Source organism: Advenella kashmirensis WT001 (genome assembly GCF_000219915.2).
In the GTDB taxonomy this organism is placed as follows: Bacteria; Pseudomonadota; Gammaproteobacteria; order Burkholderiales; family Burkholderiaceae_B; genus Advenella; species Advenella kashmirensis.
This window is the reverse complement of the sequence record NC_017964.1, coordinates 3,012,391-3,029,001: the sequence shown is the minus strand read 5'-3', so window position 1 is coordinate 3,029,001 and position 16,611 is coordinate 3,012,391. Positions and strand designations below refer to the sequence as shown.

Annotated in this window: 13 protein-coding genes, 6 pseudogenes and 1 riboswitch; of the genes and pseudogenes, 6 read left to right on the top strand and 13 right to left on the bottom strand. The window is 53.7% G+C overall.

Annotated features, from left to right (window positions below; translation table 11 throughout):
* Positions 1–129: 129 nt before the first annotated feature.
* The gene (locus TKWG_RS14220) at positions 130–1,032 is read right to left on the bottom strand and encodes a LysR substrate-binding domain-containing protein (RefSeq protein WP_014751505.1); all 903 of its coding nucleotides are present in this window, start codon (positions 1,030–1,032) and stop codon (positions 130–132) included.
* Between the two features lie 147 nt (positions 1,033–1,179).
* On the opposite strand from TKWG_RS14220, the gene TKWG_RS14215 reads away from it, so the two are divergent.
* The 5 genes and pseudogenes from TKWG_RS14215 (at position 1,180) to TKWG_RS14195 (ending at position 5,610) form a co-directional block, all read left to right on the top strand.
* Positions 1,180–2,457 carry a hypothetical protein gene (locus TKWG_RS14215; protein ID WP_014751504.1) on the top strand — a complete coding sequence of 426 codons (1,278 nt, stop codon included), beginning with the start codon at positions 1,180–1,182 and terminating at the stop codon, positions 2,455–2,457.
* Positions 2,458–2,483: 26 nt separating this feature from the next.
* Positions 2,484–3,405 (top strand): annotated as a pseudogene (locus TKWG_RS14210) (glutamate/aspartate ABC transporter substrate-binding protein).
* A 66-nt stretch (positions 3,406–3,471) separates the two neighbouring features.
* A complete protein-coding gene (locus tag TKWG_RS14205) occupies positions 3,472–4,209 on the top strand; it encodes an amino acid ABC transporter permease (RefSeq protein WP_014751501.1) in 738 nt (245 codons plus the stop codon).
* Position 4,210: 1 nt separating this feature from the next.
* A complete protein-coding gene (locus tag TKWG_RS14200) occupies positions 4,211–4,888 on the top strand; it encodes an ABC transporter permease subunit (protein WP_014751500.1) in 678 nt (225 codons plus the stop codon).
* Positions 4,885–5,610, top strand: coding sequence for an amino acid ABC transporter ATP-binding protein (locus tag TKWG_RS14195; RefSeq protein ID WP_014751499.1), 726 nt, complete (start codon positions 4,885–4,887; stop codon positions 5,608–5,610). Before TKWG_RS14200 ends, TKWG_RS14195 begins: the two co-directional genes overlap by 4 nt.
* 53 nt (positions 5,611–5,663) lie before the next feature.
* On the opposite strand, the pseudogene TKWG_RS14190 reads toward TKWG_RS14195, so the two are convergent.
* The 9 genes and pseudogenes from TKWG_RS14190 to TKWG_RS14160 all read right to left on the bottom strand — a co-directional run bounded on the left by TKWG_RS14190 (position 5,664) and on the right by TKWG_RS14160 (position 13,699).
* Positions 5,664–6,853 (bottom strand): annotated as a pseudogene (locus TKWG_RS14190) (D-amino acid dehydrogenase).
* Between the two features lie 3 nt (positions 6,854–6,856).
* A pseudogene (locus TKWG_RS27210) lies at positions 6,857–6,910 on the bottom strand (hypothetical protein); the annotation flags it as partial.
* Between the two features lie 132 nt (positions 6,911–7,042).
* Positions 7,043–7,129, bottom strand: a riboswitch (glycine riboswitch).
* Positions 7,130–7,332: 203 nt separating this feature from the next.
* Positions 7,333–8,291 (bottom strand): annotated as a pseudogene (locus tag TKWG_RS14185) (Bug family tripartite tricarboxylate transporter substrate binding protein).
* Between the two features lie 319 nt (positions 8,292–8,610).
* Positions 8,611–9,150: a nitroreductase family protein gene (locus tag TKWG_RS14180; protein WP_322786549.1), complete on the bottom strand. Its 540-nt coding sequence runs from the start codon at positions 9,148–9,150 to the stop codon at positions 8,611–8,613.
* A gap of 577 nt (positions 9,151–9,727) precedes the next feature.
* A pseudogene (locus TKWG_RS14175) lies at positions 9,728–10,668 on the bottom strand (tripartite tricarboxylate transporter substrate binding protein).
* 126 nt (positions 10,669–10,794) lie between these two features.
* A pseudogene (locus TKWG_RS14170) lies at positions 10,795–11,947 on the bottom strand (acyl-CoA dehydrogenase family protein).
* A gap of 32 nt (positions 11,948–11,979) precedes the next feature.
* The gene (locus tag TKWG_RS26065) at positions 11,980–12,438 is read right to left on the bottom strand and encodes an enoyl-CoA hydratase-related protein (RefSeq protein WP_264300310.1); all 459 of its coding nucleotides are present in this window, start codon (positions 12,436–12,438) and stop codon (positions 11,980–11,982) included.
* A gap of 38 nt (positions 12,439–12,476) precedes the next feature.
* Positions 12,477–12,731 carry an enoyl-CoA hydratase-related protein gene (locus TKWG_RS26060; protein ID WP_014751493.1) on the bottom strand — a complete coding sequence of 85 codons (255 nt, stop codon included), beginning with the start codon at positions 12,729–12,731 and terminating at the stop codon, positions 12,477–12,479.
* Positions 12,731–13,699: an NAD(P)H-dependent flavin oxidoreductase gene (locus TKWG_RS14160; RefSeq protein ID WP_014751492.1), complete on the bottom strand. Its 969-nt coding sequence runs from the start codon at positions 13,697–13,699 to the stop codon at positions 12,731–12,733. The genes TKWG_RS26060 and TKWG_RS14160 overlap by 1 nt, the downstream gene beginning before the upstream one ends.
* Before the next feature lie 371 nt (positions 13,700–14,070).
* On the opposite strand from TKWG_RS14160, the gene TKWG_RS14155 reads away from it, so the two are divergent.
* Complete coding sequence (locus tag TKWG_RS14155; protein ID WP_148274549.1) at positions 14,071–14,892, top strand: IclR family transcriptional regulator; 822 nt, start codon at positions 14,071–14,073, stop codon at positions 14,890–14,892.
* A 77-nt stretch (positions 14,893–14,969) separates the two neighbouring features.
* On the opposite strand, the gene TKWG_RS14150 is transcribed toward TKWG_RS14155, so the two are convergent.
* From TKWG_RS14150 to TKWG_RS21730, 3 genes are read right to left on the bottom strand one after another with little or no spacing between them, the layout of a single operon-like run.
* Positions 14,970–15,389: a PaaI family thioesterase gene (locus TKWG_RS14150; RefSeq protein ID WP_014751490.1), complete on the bottom strand. Its 420-nt coding sequence runs from the start codon at positions 15,387–15,389 to the stop codon at positions 14,970–14,972.
* Positions 15,390–15,404: 15 nt separating this feature from the next.
* Positions 15,405–16,103: an acyl-CoA dehydrogenase family protein gene (locus TKWG_RS21735; protein ID WP_014751489.1), complete on the bottom strand. Its 699-nt coding sequence runs from the start codon at positions 16,101–16,103 to the stop codon at positions 15,405–15,407.
* Positions 16,104–16,117: 14 nt separating this feature from the next.
* Entirely contained in the window at positions 16,118–16,567 is a 450-nt protein-coding gene (locus TKWG_RS21730) for an acyl-CoA dehydrogenase family protein (RefSeq protein WP_014751488.1), read from the bottom strand.
* Between the last annotated feature and the right edge of the window lie 44 nt (positions 16,568–16,611).

The following is a 16,611-nucleotide window of genomic DNA, read 5'->3' as shown; positions in this document are numbered from 1 at the left end:
CGGTTGGGCTCAATATCCTGCCTGCGATTTGCCCCACGTTCTGTCCAATCCCCGCCCCAATTCCAGCTCCAATATCCGGCTCAATGCATGGCGGGTTCAATCTTGTTATGTCCCGGGCTCGCTGTTTTATCAGTTGAATTTCAGGCGCTGAATATGCGCACGTAGAATGTCAATCAGATGGTTAGTCAGGAACGACGGGGCGGTATGGGTTGGCAATACCAGTTGTACGGGGGTTGCGATCTGCGGGTGAAAGGGCTTGATCAGCAGTTGCCCTTCAAATGTCGTCGCCACATAGGGATTGACAATACCAATGCCGGTGCCGGCCGCAACCAGTGCGCATACGGTAATTGACGATGGCGTCTCGATAATAAAATCATGAGAAATATGGTGGGAATGCAGAAAGTGCTTGATCTTTTGCGTGAGTTCATCAGAGTCGCTCAACGAGATGATCTTCTGACTTTTGATAGTCTCAAGGTTAATGCGATCTGCCTGTTTCAGGCGATGGTCCAACGGTAGCACGCAAACGGCGCAGGTGCTGATCAGCACTTCGCTATCGAGTTCATTGTCCTCAATCCGACCAGTCGTCAGAACCACGTCCAGCAGATCCTGTTGCAGAAAATTCGATAATTGCGGCGTGCTGGCCGTCTCCAGGCTGATATGGGTTTTAGGAAATTTCTTAAGCAGTTCCGCAATCACCTGGGGTAGTAAGCCTATCCCCAACGTGGGGGTGCAACCGATGCGCAGTGCGCCGACACCAGCCTTGCGCATGGAGTCGACTACGGTTTCGATTCTCTCGAGTCCGCCGAAATATCGTTCGATGGTTTTGTGTAACAGCCGGCCTTCGCTGGTCGGGCGCAATCTGCCGCCGTGCAGTTCAAACAATTTCAGTTGTGTTGACGCTTGCAGTTCCTGCAGCCGCCGGCTGATGGATGGCTGGGTGGTATTGAGCATTTGCGCGGCCGCGGTGGTCGTGCCGGTTTGCATGACCGCCCGAAAAGCCATCAATTGCTGGAAATTGAGTGATTTGCTCATTAGGAGTATCCCGTACAAAAGGGGGGTGTATCCTCTGAAGTATATCAATATTGAATAGCTATGGTTTAAAAAAGAATTTGAATGTATGCCTCTGTGGTCTTAGTCTGGCGGTTTACGAATGAACTCGTCTCCAGACTTTAGTGAACTATGGACCACACAAAATATATATCCAGTATTGCGCCATGCCGACGCGTCGGTCATGACGGCATGCATCATTTCTTTGGCTACTACAACAAATCGAACTGGGATAAGACGGGCACCCGGCTGCTGGCCAACCGCGTGCCCTTCATGACCGCCCAATTGGGGGCAGACCTGAGCGCCGAGGTGGGTTATTTCGATCTTGCCGACAATGAAAAATACGTCTCGATCGACACGACCACGACCTGGAACTGGCAAATGGGATGCCAGTTGCAATGGCTGGACGGGCGCGATGGCAGTTATTGCATCTACAATACCCGAGCGACCACCGTCATCGGCCCTTATCCCGGGTTTCAATCGACCGTCTGCAATGTTGATACGGGAGAAAAAACGCATTTTCCCGTACCCATTACCGTTGCCGCACCCAACAGTCGCTATGCGCTGGGTATCAATTACAGCCGTCTATTTATTACGCACGAAACCATCGGCTACTGGGAACACAACCCTCCGGCTGTCCCCATGGCGCCTGCCGATGATGGCATTTACCATCTGGATCTGGATACGGGCGCATACAGACTGGTCGTCAGCCTATTGCAGTTGAGCCAGTTTCATCCGGTTCAGTCCATGGAGAAAGCCATTCACTGGATCTCTCATGTGGAAATCAATCCGTCTTCCAGCCGTGTGCTGTTCCTGCATCGCTGGACCGAACGCGTAGAAGATGAGACCTGCTTTCTGCATCGACTCATTACCATGGATCCGGATGGTTCCAATCTGCGCCTGCTGGAAGACTCCGATCACCCATTGCCGCAACTGGCTGCAGATTTCGACCCCAATGCGGTGGGCACGTTCGATTATGAAAAATCCGAGTACCAGATATCACATCCTTTATGGTGTGATGATCAGCGGATCATTGTCTGGAGCCCGCACCAGGGGCAGATCCATTACCATCTTTACCGGGATGAGGATGCGGCAACCGTGCAAATCGTGGGCAGGGATATTCTGACCGAGAATGGCCATATGACTTATTCACCGGTCAACAAGCGCTGGCTGCTGAGTGACACTTATCCCGATTCGGAAACCAATGAACGCCTGCTGATCCTGTTCGACATGGATAATGGCGTTTGTCATAAACTGGGCAGTTTTTATACGGATCCTGTATTGAAGAAAGTCAACCGATGCGACCTGCATCCGCGCTGGCGCCGTGATGGCCGGCAGGTGTGCATCGATTCGGTACACGAATCCGAGCGGCAGCTGTATGTCATTGATGTATCCCATATCGTAGGTTAACTCCATATCAGAACAAGGAACAAATCATGAGCACGTTGGTCAAGCAGGTTAAAGCAGTCATCAATATTGCCGTTGCGGGCATTCTATCAGGGTCATTGGTGAGCGTGGCGGGCGCGCAGGAACCATTGGACGGGACACTGAAGAAAATCAAGGACGATGGCGTTGTCGTGGTTGGTTATCGCGAAGCCTCCATTCCGTTTTCCTATTACGATTCGAACCAGAAGCCTGTCGGTTATTCAATGGATTTTACCCAGCTGATTCTGGACAAAATCAAAGCCGTGACCGCCAATCCTGATCTTAAAGTACGAATGATTCCGATCACCTCGCAGAATCGTATTTCGCTGCTGCAAAATGGCACGATCGATTTTGAATGCACTACCACGACCAACAATGAATCACGCGGCAAGCAGGTCACCTTTTCGAACAGCATTTTCCAGGTTGGTACCCGATTGCTGGCCAAGAAGGATTCCGGTATCAAGGACTTTGCTGATCTGAAAGACCAGACCGTAGTGGTGGGGGCGGGCACAACGTCGGAGATTCTGTTGCGCAAACTGAATGTAGAAAAGAAACTGGGCATGCGCATTATCAGCGCCAAGGATCACAGCGAATCTTTCCTGACACTGTCAACCGGGCGCGCCAAAGCATGATGATGGATGATGCGCTGCTTGCAGGCGAGCGGCGAAAATCGCCAATCCGCAGGATTACGTAATTACCGGTACACCGCAATCCTATGAATCCTATGGCTGCATGGTACGCAAGGACGATGCAGGAATAAAGAAGGTGCTGGATGAGGTTATTGCCAAAGCCGAGACATCCGGTCAGGCGGCGCAGATTTATCACAAATGGTTTGAAACACCGATTCCTCCCAAGAACATCAATCTGGAATTTGAGATGTCCGAGGGAATGAAAAAGCTGTTCGCCCAGCCCAGCGATAAGCCTGCGTCCTGAAGCAGACGGGCCTTTTTTTGTGCAATGAATCACGCGGCATGACCGCGTTCTACAGTGGTGTTATCAATGGATTACAAATGGAACTGGGGCTTTCTGCTTGAGCAGGTAGCCACTGGTGAAAACTCAACCTATCTGGGATGGCTGGGCATTGGTCTGGTCAATACTGTTCTTCTGACGGTGTTTGCCTGGGTACTGGCGCTGATCCTGGGCTCTGTATTCGGCGTCATGCGCACGCTACCCAAAAAGTCGCTGGCGTTTATCGGGACGGCCTATGTGTCGGTGTTCCGGAACGTACCGCTGATCGTGCAGTTTTTCATCTGGTATTTTGTCGTGCCTGAAATGTTGCCGGTATCTGCCGGGGACTGGATCAAAAATCTGGATCCGTCGGTGCAGTTCTTTGTAGTCTCGGTGTTGTCGCTTGGCGTATACACGGGCTCACGTATTTGCGAGCAGATACGCGCCGGCATACAGGGATTGCCGCGGGGTCAGAAAGGCGCCGGGCTGGCGCTGGGTTTTACATTATTTCAGACCTACCGCTATATCCTTATGCCCGTTACCTATCGCACCATTATCCCGCCGCTAACCTCGGAGTTTCTCATCATCTCAAAAAACTCGGCGGTCGCATCTACCATCGGCTTGCTGGAACTGTCCGGCCAGGCCCGGCAACTGGTGGACTACACGGCGCAGCCGTATGAGTCGTTCATTTGCGTCACGCTGGCGTATATGCTGATCAATTTCGTGATTATTCGGCTGATGGGTTTCATCAAAAACCGAAGTCATATTCCTGGCTTACTGGGAGACTGATATGTTTGATATTGACTGGAACATGATCGTGCAGTCTCGTGGCTTGCTGATGACTGGCATGTGGCTCACACTCCAGGTGACGGCTGTCGCAATTGTGGCGGGTCTGGGCCTGGGAGTGGTGCTTGCGGCAATGAGCGTGGTCAGGGTGCCGATTCTGAACTGGCTGGCAAAGACGTACGTTTCGCTGTTTCGTTCTATTCCACTTGTGATGCTACTGCTTTGGTTCTTTCTGATTGTGCCCCAGGTGCTCAAATCGGTATTGAACATTTCTCCCAGTGTAGACATTCGCCTGATCTCCGCGATGGTGGCTTTCTCCCTGTTGGAGGCGGCTTTTTTCTGTGAAATTATTCGTGCCGGCATTCAGAGCCTGCCGGCGGGGCAGTTCAATGCAGCCAAGGCGCTGGGCATGAACTGGGCGCAATCCATGCGCCTGATCATCCTGCCACAGGCCCTGCGCAAGATGTTGCCGATTACCCTGACGCAATGCATCGTGATCTTCCAGGACACGTCACTGGTTTATGTTATCGCGCTGGGTGATTTCTTCAGCCGGGCCAAAAGCGTGGGGGAACGTGATGGCACGCTGATTCAAATGCTGTTGTTTGCGGGCCTGACCTACTGGGTCATTTGCTCGGCCGCCACAATAATTGTCAAACTCGTCCAGAAAAAGAGTGAAGTATGATTGAACTTAAAAATGTGTCCAAATGGTATGGCAAGTTTCAGGCGCTGAAAGATTGCAGCGTAACGGTCAGCAAGGGCGAAGTCGTGGTGTTTTGCGGGCCGTCTGGTTCTGGGAAATCCACCTTGATCAAAACCATCAACGGATTGGAGCCCTATCAGGAAGGCGAGATCTATTTCAAGGAGCACCTGATCCGGGCCAACGGTTCGGATATGAATCTGCTGCGCACCCGCATCGGCATGGTCTTCCAGCATTTCGAACTGTTTCCCCATCTGACCGTACTGGAAAATCTGACCATTGCGCAGGAAAAGGTCCTGGGACGCTCCAGCGCCGAGGCCAGAGAGAAAGCCAGCGCGCTGCTCAAGCGAGTGGGCCTGCAAGCACATGCTGGCAAGCATCCCGGTCAGTTGTCGGGCGGACAGCAACAGCGCGTGGCCATTGCACGCGCCCTGTGTATGGATCCGGAAGTCATGCTGTTTGATGAACCAACCTCGGCGTTGGACCCTGAAATGGTCAACGAAGTGCTGGACGTCATGGTGGAGCTGGCCAGGGAAGGCATGACCATGCTGTGCGTGACGCACGAAATGGGATTTGCCAGGCAGGTTGCCGACAAGGTTGTGTTCATGGATGCAGGATCAATTGTCGAAAAATCGGATAAGGATGCATTCTTTACCCGTCCGCAAAGTGATCGCGCCCGCGATTTTCTGGAGAAAATTCTGGTGTAAAGACGGCGATATGCAAGCTTAAATGATTGCATATCGCACGCGTCTGATGCGTTTCAATACGCCGGCTGCAACGTGGAATTTTGCCTCGATGCTTCCACCAATTCGCCCAGCATTTGGGCGGTGATGGCAGACAAGGTCCATCCCAGGTGGCCGTGGCCGGTGTTGTAGAATACGCCGGGTTTGCGGCCACGGCATACGCGCGGCATCATATCGGGCATCATCGGGCGCAGGCCGCACCATGGCACCACGCGCCGGGTGGATATCTCGGGAAACAGACGGCGGGTCCAGTCAATCAGCGGCTGTACCCGGTCTGCGCGAATGTCCTTGTTAAAGCCATTGAATTCGGCCGTACCCGCCACCCGGAAGCGATCACCCAGAAAGCTGGTCACGATTTTGGCGTCTTCATCCAGCAGGCTGACCCGGGGCGTGGCGGCCAGGCTGGTCGCATCGTCCAGATGGACACTAATTGAATAGCCTTTGACCGGATAGACATTCATGGTATCGCCCAGCATGCGGGCGATGGCCCGGCTGCCCGTGCCGGCGCAGACAACAATATTATCGGCTTCAAGGTAGGCGGAATCTCCATTGTCATAGCGCTGATGGAAAATCTGGTGATGGTGCCGATCGCTGGCAATGCGAGTGACCGAGGTGTCCATGACAAATTGCACGCCCAGCCGGCGGCATGCGGCGGCCAAACCATTGGTGAACTTGTGAATGTCGCCAGTGGCGTCCGATGGGGTATACAAGCCCGCGAAGAAATCCCCGGTCAGTGTCGGTTCAATGGTTCGGGCTTCATCACGCGTGACCGCGAAACGTTCCAGGCCGCCGGCCTGCAGCAGTGCATTGGTTTTGACGGCTTTGTCAAAACTGTCTTTGTCATAATAGATGTGCAGTATGCCCCTGCGCTCCAGATCGAAATCGATGTTCTCCTGTTCTGCCATGGCGTACAAATGACGGCGCGCTTCAATCGCCAGCCGGGTGGTTTCGATGGTATTGGCTTTGTGATTGGGAATATTGCGAATGAAGGCCGCGAGCCAGCTGTATTTGTGCCAACTGAACGCAGGATTGAGCAGCAAGGGGGCGTTGCGCTTGCCGATCCAGCGCAGCCCTTTCATGATGGTGGCGGTGCTGTTCCAGACTTCGGCGTTGCTTGCCGAGAGCTGCCCGCCGTTGGCGAACGAAGTTTCCATGGCGCGTCCCGGTTTTTGTCCAGGACAGTGACCGAATAGCCGAGCTTGGCCAGGGTATAGGCTGTGGTGATGCCGGTAATGCCGGCACCGATGATGGCGACACGTGACATAAACGTCTCCGATAGCGGTGATGCAAATCACACGATCTGCATACCCCATCTGTCACGGTACCTGAGAGTTTCACCGGCGTTCATGAAGCCGGTTCCCCTTCGGTGGGCGCATGCGCCTCTCTCCAGAGTGTCGCGTTATTTGCAGTCCTTTTGCCTGAGAGTTTCCGGGGTGGTTGCTCCGTCGGCGTCAGCAGGGCTGAACTCTCCTGCAAACACGTATGTCGACAACGCATATGATAGTCGCCTGCTGCAAGACAACAAGCCGGGGTTTACCCTAGGTTGATCAGGAAAAGGGGGCAACTCCGGCCAGCCACCAACGCATCGCCATGTCACTGTTTGTTCATGGTCTGTTAAACAAAAACCCGGTTACCGCATAGTGGGCAGAACCGGGTCGCAGTAACAAGGGCGGTCTGAGCGCGATGTTATTGCACTGTAATATTATTTTCCTTGATGATTTTTTCGTACAGCGCTGAATCGCGTTTAATGAGTTCGCTCAGTTCTGCTGCAGAGCCTCCGACGGGGACAAAGCCGGCGGCCTTGAATTTGGCCTTCACATCCGGGTCTTTGACGATTTCGGCCAGTTCCGACGAGACGCGGTCCACGATTTCCTGCGGCGTGCCTTTCGGCGCCATGAGCGAGGTCCATGAGTTCATCACAAAGCCCTTGAAGCCCGCTTCTTGCATGGTCGGGATATTGTCTTCACCTTCCCAGCGTTTGGCCGACGTAATGGCCAGCGCGTTCAATTTGTCTTCCTTGACGTAACTCATAGGCACCAGGATCGGATCAAAGACCATGGAAACCCTGCCACTGAGCAAATCAGCAAGAATGGGGGCACTGCCTTATAGGGGACGTGCGTCATTTCAAGATTGGCTTCATCAGCAAAGTGGGCGCCTGTCAGGTGGGCGCTCGAGCCGGTGCCGCTGGATGCATAGGTCAAATGATTTTTCTTGCCGTACTCCACCAGTTCTTTCAGGTTCTTGGCAGGCACCTGCTTGCTGACAAACAGGAACAGGGGCAGGTCGGCAATATGCGATACCGGAACGAAATCGTCGTTGCTATAGTTCAGCTTATATAAATGCGGATTGGCCGAATAGGCGGCCAGTACCGTGACAAACGTATACCCGTCCGGCTTGGAGCGCGCGGCCTGGCTGGTTCCGATCGTGCTGTTGGCGCCAGGTTTGTTTTCAATAACGATAGGCTGCTTGAGCTTTTCCGACAGCTTTTGCATGACGACACGCGTGACGGTGTCGGTTGCGCCGCCAGGCGTATAGGGAACGATAACCTTGATCGGTTTGTCTGGCCACGCCGCCTGAGCTGACATGGGTAGAGCAAGGGCAGCAAGCGCGGTGTACGCAAGAAGAGATGTCCCTTTTATTTTCATTTGAATTAATCCTTATGAGATTTGGATAACCGGTAAAGGATAACAAACATTGGTCAAGAATTAGCGTTCTGTCGATGAAATGAAAAAGGAAATCCGATTGCCTCCCGAAAAATGACAAAAGCCCGCAGGACTAGACTGGGCGGGCTTTTGCACAGCGGAACAAGATTCAAAAACAAGGGATAATTTGCCTGGTTCTGATGTTCCGGTCAATGGAATGGCTGGCCTGATGCAGACGGCGCTGCAGTACAGGAAAACGCGGTTTACACAAAGACGCGAAAGCGCTCCTTGTCGTCCATGTATTCTTTTTCACCTGCCGGGTTCACGATACTGCCAAAAGGCATCTGGCACGCAGTTTCCAGCTGGCCGGGATATTCCATTCGGCTTGCACTTTATCGTCGATCAGCGGATTGTAGTGCTGCAGCGAGGCGCCAATGCCGTGTTCGGCCAGCGCAGTCCAGACCGCCAGTTGCGCCATGCCGGTCGAGTGTTCAGACCAGATGGGGAAATTCTCGGCGTAAGGTGCGAATTTTTCCTGCAGATCGGACACGACGTCCTGATCTTCGTAGAACAGCACTGTCCCATAGGCAGCTTGAAAGCCGCTGAGTTTTGCTTCGGTGGCGGGGTAAGCGTCAGCTGGTACGATGGCTTTGAGCGTTTCCTTGGCAATTTCCCAAACGCGGTCCTGGTGTTTACCCAACAGGACGACTGCGCGTGAAGACTGGGAATTGAAGGAAGAGGGCGCTTGCTTGATGGTGTTTTGAATCAGGCTGACCAGTTCGTCATTACCGAGTTTGATATCGCGATCCAGCGCGTAGATGGTACGGCGGTTTTTCAGGTGCTGCAGAACATTTCCGGACATGATAGTAAACCCTTTAAAAAGATGTTCAATAGATCGTTGTTTGTTTTTGATACCGCAAATCGCTTGCGGTTCTTGCATAGTCAATATTATGCTGCATTGCGGGGTGAGTTTGTTTCATCTGGTTTGTAGAGTATATTCAAAATATTTGAATGATAAGGGGCAAGCAAATCTTTTCAGGTCGCCGAGAATATGAAAGGGAGAGAGTCTACAGCATGTGTTGGGAAAGCTTGAATTGGGCGAAAATGCAAGTCACGTTGGTTATGCCAGAGTAGACAGGCAGATTCTTGCGGGCCAGCAGGATTTTTGAAAAGAGTGCACAAGTGCGGAGCCGATCGAACCGCTAAGATAGCGTCATGGCCGGGCACTATTGATCATGATTGGGCAGGCAGATTGCGCAGATATATTTGCGCGGAGCAACGTTCAGGTGATGGCACGCCTTTCGTTGTTCGGCCTGAGTGGGGCGCGTGTTTAGCGTGTATTGATTGTTCTGATAGGACGTGTTGATACTCGCGGTTTACCGCTGTCCGGTACAGGTTCAGCTGTGTATCGGACAGCGGTGGCGTCTGTCTGGGTGCGCTTACTTTTTCTTAAAGCCGAGGGATTCGAGCACCTTGCCTTCGTCTGCCGTGGTTTTTTTCGCAAATTCGGTGTATTGCTGGGTGCTCATATAGAGCGGTTCCATATCGTATTTTTCCAGCGCTTCGCGAAAATTGGGTTTTTCCATGGCCAGCTTGAGTGCGTCATGAAGCTTTTTCACGATGTCCGGATCGGTGTCCTTGGGAACCGCCAGTCCGAAAGGCGAAAGCTGGACACGGTTAATACCAGACTCCTTGAGCGTGGGCGCATCAGGAAATTTTTTGCTGCGTTTTTCACCCCAGGTAGACAACAGGCGCAGCTTGCCGTTTTCTACATAAGGCGCCCATGCCGGGGTATCTGCGACTGACATGACAAACCCGCCAATAATGGCTTTGAGCGATTCTGCATTGCCTTTGTAGGAACATGCACCAGTTTGATATCGGCGTCCTGGGCTATGGCTTCCATGGTGATATGCAGGGTTGTCATAATGCCCGGCGAACCATAGGTGAGTTTTTCAGGGTTTTGTCGGGCGTACTCAATATACTCTTTCATCGACTTGATGGGCGAGTCGGCCGGCACGACCAGTCCGAAAGAATAACCTGCCAGGCCGATGACATAGGTCAGGTCGGTGGCCGGGTTCCAGTCGATTTTGCTGATATAGGGCAGGCGAAACACCGGTGTTGGCGTTTGGGCAAGGGTGTAGCCGTCCGGCTTTTTGTTATGCAGCTGCATGGCTGGCAAAACGCCGCCGGCACCCGGTTTGTTTTCGACAATCACCGGCTGCTTGAGAATACCTGTCAGGTTTTCTGCCAGCACACGGAATGGAATGTCGGTTGAGCCGCCGGCCGTATAGCCAATCACGATTGTGATTGGCTTGTCAGGAAAGTTCTTGGCTGCCTCGGACATTGCCTGAGCGGACTGCATACCGCCTGCCATGAGCATAGCAATGGCGGCGGTATAAATGGACTTGCCTGGTTTTATCACACTTGTCTCCTGTTTTTTAGTAATGCGGATAATTGCGGATGGCTCGTCTGAGTGTTTGATCTGGTTACTGCAGGACCTTACAAGTCAGATATTACCTTCTTTAATCAGATCCTTTGCAATAATAATTTGCTGAATTTGTGATGTGCCTTCGTATAGACGGAACAGGCGTACGTCGCGATAGAAACGTTCGATCGCGTATTCGGAAATATAACCCGATCCGCCATGGATCTGCACGGCTCGGTCGGCAACACGACAGCACATTTCAGTAGCAAAATATTTCACGCAGGAGGCCAGCGCAGATACGCTTTCTCCGCTGTCGCGACGGCGTGCTGCATCAAGCAACATGCATTCGGCGGCGTAAATATCCGTTTTGCTATCTGCAAGCATACCCTGAATCAATTGAAAATCAACTAGAGGATGCCCGAATTGCTTGCGGTCCTTGGCAAACGCCAGTGCATCGGCCAGCATGCGTTTGGCCGCGCCGATGGCGACAGCGGAAATATGCAGGCGGCCTTATCCAGCACTTTCATGGCAGTCTTAAAGCCCACGCCTTCCTTGCCGCCGATCAACTGGCTTGCCGGTATGCGGCAGTTATCAAAAATCACATCGCTCGTGTGCGCACCTTTCTGGCCCATTTTTTTATCACGCTTGCCCAATGTGAGGCCAGGGGTGCCGGCCTCGACAATGAACGCTGAAATACCCGAAGCGCCTTTGATGTCGGGATTGCTGCGCGCCATGACGGTAAAAATGCCGGCATGCGGTGCGTTGGTAATGAACCGCTTGGTGCCATTAATGATGTAATGATCGCCATCGCGTACGGCCGTTGTACGCAAGGATCCGGCATCGGAACCGGCTTCCGGTTCAGTCAGGGCAAACGAACCGATCAGGTCGCCGCTGGCCAGGCGTGGCAGATATTTTTCTTTTTGTTCCGGTGTGCCGTCGATCACGATGCCCGAGGAGCCGATGCCATTGTTGGTGCCGATGTAGGAACGAAACGCAGGGGAAGTGCGACCCAATTCCATCGCAATGCGTGCTTCCTCTTCCATAGTCAGACCCAGACCGCCGTATTCTTCGGGCAAAGCCAGGCCAAACAGACCCAGCTCTTTCATCTGATCCCGGATCCGCTGCGGGATTTCGTCGGTTTCGGCAACTTCTTCTTCGGCGGGGACAAGGACTTCGCTAACGAAGCGGCGAACGCTTCTTCAAGAAGGGTCTGGGTTTCCTGATCACGTATCATGATTGTGATTAATCCTTATAAAAATGAGTGCGTTATTTTGCCAGAAAGCGGCTGAATGCCGTCTTTGCTTCGGGCGATACCAGGCATTGCGCAAAGCGTTCTCTTTCGGCATCCAGCGTTGCGGCAACGTCCTGGGCCGCGGCACGCTGCAATAGCGCTTTGGTGCTGGTCAGGGCAAGCCTGGACTGGCCGGCCATTTCGCGGGCCAGTTCCTGGGCGGCGCTTTCGGCCTGACCTGCAACGACCACGCGATTGATAAGACCTGCCTGCTGGGCTTCTTCAGCCGTAAAGGGTGTGCCGCGATAGAGCCATTCGTTGGCCTTGCGGATCCCGACATAACGGGCAAGCAACAGGCTGGACGCGCCTTCAGGGCACAGGCCCAACGGCACGAAGGGAATGCGAAACTGGGTGCCGGTGCCGGCAATCACAAAGTCACAATGCAGCAACATTGTGACGCCAATGCCGATGGCGCCGCCTTCGAGGGCGGCGATGATGGGAATGTTGACCTTGCTGATGGTTTTGAGAAATGTCAGGCCCGGCTGGCGCCTTCAGGTGCGTTGACAAAATCACGCACATCGTTTCCCGCCGTGAAATAGCCGCCGGCTCCTGTCAGCACGATGGCGTTCAGGTCTTCTCTTGCGGTGGCCTGCGCCAGTGCTGCTGTGAGCGCCGCATAGGTGGCGCTATCGAGCGCGTTTTTCTGTGCCGGCCTGTTGATCGTCAGCGTCAGCACCCGTTCGCTAACATTGGAAAGGAGAGTGGGCGTGGTTGTTGTGTCGTTCATCAGGCGTTCTCGCTGGCAAGGCGCTGGCGCGCAGTCTGGTATTCCTGTTGCATGCGCTGGGCGATCGTGGCTACCGGATCGATTGAATCGATCGTACCTACGCCCTGGCCCGCGCCCCAGACATCTTTCCACGCCTTGACGCGGGTCGAGCCAAAGTTGGTCGATGATTTTTCCTGCTCTTGCAGATTGTCCGGATCCAGGCCCGACGCTGTAATGCTCGGCGTCAGGTAATTGCCGGGGATACCCGTGAAAAATGGCGTATACAATATGTCCTTGGCGGCTGCCTCGACGATCATTTGCTTGTAGCGCGGGTCGGCGTTTGCTTCCTGGCTGGCAATAAAGCGCGTGCCGATATACGCAAAATCGGCACCCATGGCCTGGGCTGCCAGAATGGCATCGCCGCTGGTGATTGAGCCGGAAAGAATAATCGGGCCGTCGTAGAATTTACGCACTTCCGAGACCAGTGCGAACGGACTCAGCGTACCGGCATGTCCGCCTGCACCGGCGGCCACCAGAATCAGCCCATCCACGCCGGCTTCCAGCGCCTTCTCGGCATGGCGGATGGTTGTGACGTCATGAAAGACCAGCCCGCCCCAGCGATGGACTGCCGCAGCAACGTCGGTGGGCGCGCGCAGGCTGGTAATGATGACTGGAACCTTGTATTTCTCGCAGGCCTGCATGTCGTGATCAAGCCTGTCGTTGGAGGTATGGATAATCTGATTGACGGCGAATGGGGCAATTTTCTGCTCCGGGTGCCGGTTGCGTTCATCATCCAGCGTGCTGGTAATCCGGGCCAGCCAGTCATCAAGCAGTGATGCCGGACGGGCATTGAGGGCCGGGAATGATCCGATCAGTCCGCTTTTGCATTGCTCGATGACCATGTCCGGATTGGACACAATAAACATGGGTGAGCAAATCACGGGAAGCGACATTTGAGCGCGCAATTTTTGTACGACAGGATGAGCCATAAATACAACCTCAGTCAGAAAAATATCATATGCAATATTGGCAGCGAACGGATGCAGGTGCATGCCGCAGACGAAAGAGGCCGACAGGGCAGGTCGGCGCAGCCGCTGGATAGCACCTTGCAGTAACCGGGCAGCTTACATAAAAATCGAAACAAAATTCTGCAATGCGGTACATGTTCTATAATCAGGTGCTAACCATTAGCACTTTATCATAGACTACTCTGGACCCATGAGCAATGGAATTTTCTTTTTAAACATAGTATAAAACGGGTATTATTATACTATTGAGCAAATGCGAAAGGCATGATATGCCGCGCGATGCGATTCTCTACTGTATTCTGCACATTGGAATTATTCCTGCGAATTTATTTATGACATCTGATATTCGGAAAACCCTCAACAAACCCCCTTTGGCCAGCGAGTATGAGGACGATCGGCATTTCATCACGGCGATCGCCCGCGGCCTGGATGTACTGGCTTGCTTTCGCTCCGGTAATAAAGTGCTGGGCAATCAGGAAATTGCGCAGCGTTGCAAGCTGCCCAAGTCAACGGTGTCACGTATTACCTATACGCTGACCAGATTGGGTTATCTGACGCATGACGAAGAGAGCAGTAAATATCAACTGGGAATGGCGACACTCTCTCTGGGCGTGGGCTTGCTGGCCAAACTGGATATCCGCCAGGTTGCCCGACCGCTTATGCAGGCACTGGCCGACGAAACCCAGGGCATGGTTACGCTGGGAACGCGCGATCGATTGTCGATGTTGTATCTGGAAAATTGCCGCAGCCGGTCAGCGCTAACGCTCAGCATGGACGTGGGTGCCCGTATTCCGATTGTTTCCACGGCCATGGGCCGGGCGTATCTGGCCGAAATTCCGCTGCAGGAGCGTGAGGAGATATTCGGCCGGGTACGCGAACTTGATGAGCTGGCCAGTGATGCGTTAATGAGCGGTATCGCTTCATCGCTGGCAGATTACGAGCGGCTGGGATGCACCTGTTCGTTTGGCGACTGGCAAAAAGATGTGAACGCCATTGCAGTTGGCTTGAATCTGGGGCGACAGTTTCCGATTATGTCGATCAGTTGCGGCGGGCCGTCCTTCAATTTATCCGAGCAATATCTGCTTGAAGAGGCGCGCCCCAAATTGCTGGCAGTGGTCAGCAAACTCAAGGAGACGGTTGGTCAGCCCGCGTGATCGGCCCATTGCGCCGGCTTGTTGGCAGGCCCGTGGCGCAACGACCGGCAGGTTTACCCGTCGGCCGTTCGTGCTGATTATTTCTTGTCGATCATGGAAAACAGGGCAGTGGCAAAAGCCACTTTCTTGTCACCCACACGCATATCACAGTTGGCAAAAACCACTCGTTTCCCTTTGCGTTGAATATCCACCGTTGCTTCCAGCCAGTCGCCTTCACGCACCGGCGACATGAATTCACAGGTCAGTGACATGGTCACGAAAGCCACCGGCTCATTGTGCGCGTTAAGAATGGCATCGCCAAAGGCATTGTCAGCAACGGTCATGATCAGACCGCCGTGCGCGACGCCTACCTTGTTCAGGTGCGTTGCCTTGACTCGCACGCCAATGCCCACGTGGCGGTCATTCACTCTTTTTTCATAAAACGGCCCGGTCAGATCCGAAAAGGTGCTGTACCGGTTCAGCAGGTAGTAGTGTTCTGGAATAGTCTGGTCAATCATGATACGGGTGTTTCCTCAAGCGGGGCTCTGGTTGTTCTGTTGCGTTAGCAAGCTATCACTATATCGCTGCAAATGAAAGTCTGCATCGCCATACTGGCTATTTAGCACAGTGACCCGTTTGAAGTAATGAGGCACGACCAGTTCGTCTGTGACGCCCATGCCGCCATGCAGTTGCACAGCTTCTTCGCCGACATGGCGCGACAGTTTTGCCAGCAGCACTCTTGCCGCTGCGCCTTTGATGATGCGGTCCTGCGGGTCGTCGCCAGCCTGGCTGATGGCTGCCAGCAGCGCCATGGAAGTGGCCTGTTCTGCCGCGATAGCCATATCGGCCATGCGGTGCTGCAAGGCTTGAAAGGTGCCAATGGCTACGCCAAACTGTTTTCTGGTTTTCAAATACTCCAGGGTTGCATCATTCAATGCCTGGATCAGGCCGGCGGCTTCGGCGGCCAATGCAGCATTGGTAGCTGCCAGCGCTTGCATGATGGCAGGGTAGGCCGTGTCTGCGTCGCCGATCAGCGCCTCTGGCGGCAGCTCGGCGTTTTCGATTACCAGATCGGCTGCCAGATGGCCGTCGTGCAACCGATACGATTTGACCGTAATGCCAGGATGGTCTGCCTTGACCAGAAAGACCGACAGGCCGTGGCTGTCGTTTTCCTGTCCGGCGGTCCTGGCGGTGATCAGCCAGTGATCGCACACTGGCGCGTCAACCACCATGGCCTTGTGGCCATTCAGTATCCAGTTGCCCTCCTTGTTGACAGCTGGGTATGGATACGCGATTCCTGATAGCGTGACTGGACATCGTAGTGAGCAAAGGCAAAGCGGGCCGAGCCGTCTGCAATTGCGGCAATCAGTACGCTGCGCTGCTGCGCCGTGGCGTGCTGCTGCAAAAACGTGCCCGACAGAACCACGGTGCTGATGTACGGTTCAAGAATCAGTCCTTTGGCGAGCGAGCGCATGACCAGATAGGTATCCAGCGGTGTGCCTTGCAGGCCGCCGTCTTCTTCGGCAAAGGGCAGGGCCAGAATGCCCAGTTCTGCAAACGCTGCCCAGGTGCCCTGGCTCATATGTTGATTGGCGGCAAGATTTTTGCGGCGCTGTTCAAAGGTATAGTCTTTGTCGATAAAGCGGGTAAGCGTATCTTGCAGGGCAAGTTGTTCTTCGGTAAAGGTAAAGTCCATGTGGATGGCTCCGTAGCGTATTTTGTTCGGTATCGGGAAGGGAT

Excerpts from the sequence above, each read along its gene's own strand:
- TKWG_RS14150 (WP_014751490.1), bottom strand. The coding sequence starts at position 15,389 with ATGATTGACCAGACTATTCCAGAACACTACTACCTGCTGAACCGGTAC.
- TKWG_RS14160 (WP_014751492.1), bottom strand. The coding sequence starts at position 13,699 with ATGGCTCATCCTGTCGTACAAAAATTGCGCGCTCAAATGTCGCTTCCC.
- TKWG_RS26060 (WP_014751493.1), bottom strand. The coding sequence starts at position 12,731 with ATGAACGACACAACAACCACGCCCACTCTCCTTTCCAATGTTAGCGAA.
- TKWG_RS21730 (WP_014751488.1), bottom strand. The coding sequence starts at position 16,567 with ATGGACTTTACCTTTACCGAAGAACAACTTGCCCTGCAAGATACGCTT.
- TKWG_RS14200 (WP_014751500.1), top strand. The coding sequence starts at position 4,211 with ATGTTTGATATTGACTGGAACATGATCGTGCAGTCTCGTGGCTTGCTG.
- TKWG_RS14195 (WP_014751499.1), top strand. The coding sequence starts at position 4,885 with ATGATTGAACTTAAAAATGTGTCCAAATGGTATGGCAAGTTTCAGGCG.
- TKWG_RS14215 (WP_014751504.1), top strand. The coding sequence starts at position 1,180 with ATGGACCACACAAAATATATATCCAGTATTGCGCCATGCCGACGCGTC.
- TKWG_RS14220 (WP_014751505.1), bottom strand. The coding sequence starts at position 1,032 with ATGAGCAAATCACTCAATTTCCAGCAATTGATGGCTTTTCGGGCGGTC.
- TKWG_RS14205 (WP_014751501.1), top strand. The coding sequence starts at position 3,472 with ATGGATTACAAATGGAACTGGGGCTTTCTGCTTGAGCAGGTAGCCACT.
- TKWG_RS21735 (WP_014751489.1), bottom strand. The coding sequence starts at position 16,103 with ATGGTGGTTGACGCGCCAGTGTGCGATCACTGGCTGATCACCGCCAGG.
- TKWG_RS14180 (WP_322786549.1), bottom strand. The coding sequence starts at position 9,150 with ATGTCCGGAAATGTTCTGCAGCACCTGAAAAACCGCCGTACCATCTAC.
- TKWG_RS14155 (WP_148274549.1), top strand. The coding sequence starts at position 14,071 with ATGACATCTGATATTCGGAAAACCCTCAACAAACCCCCTTTGGCCAGC.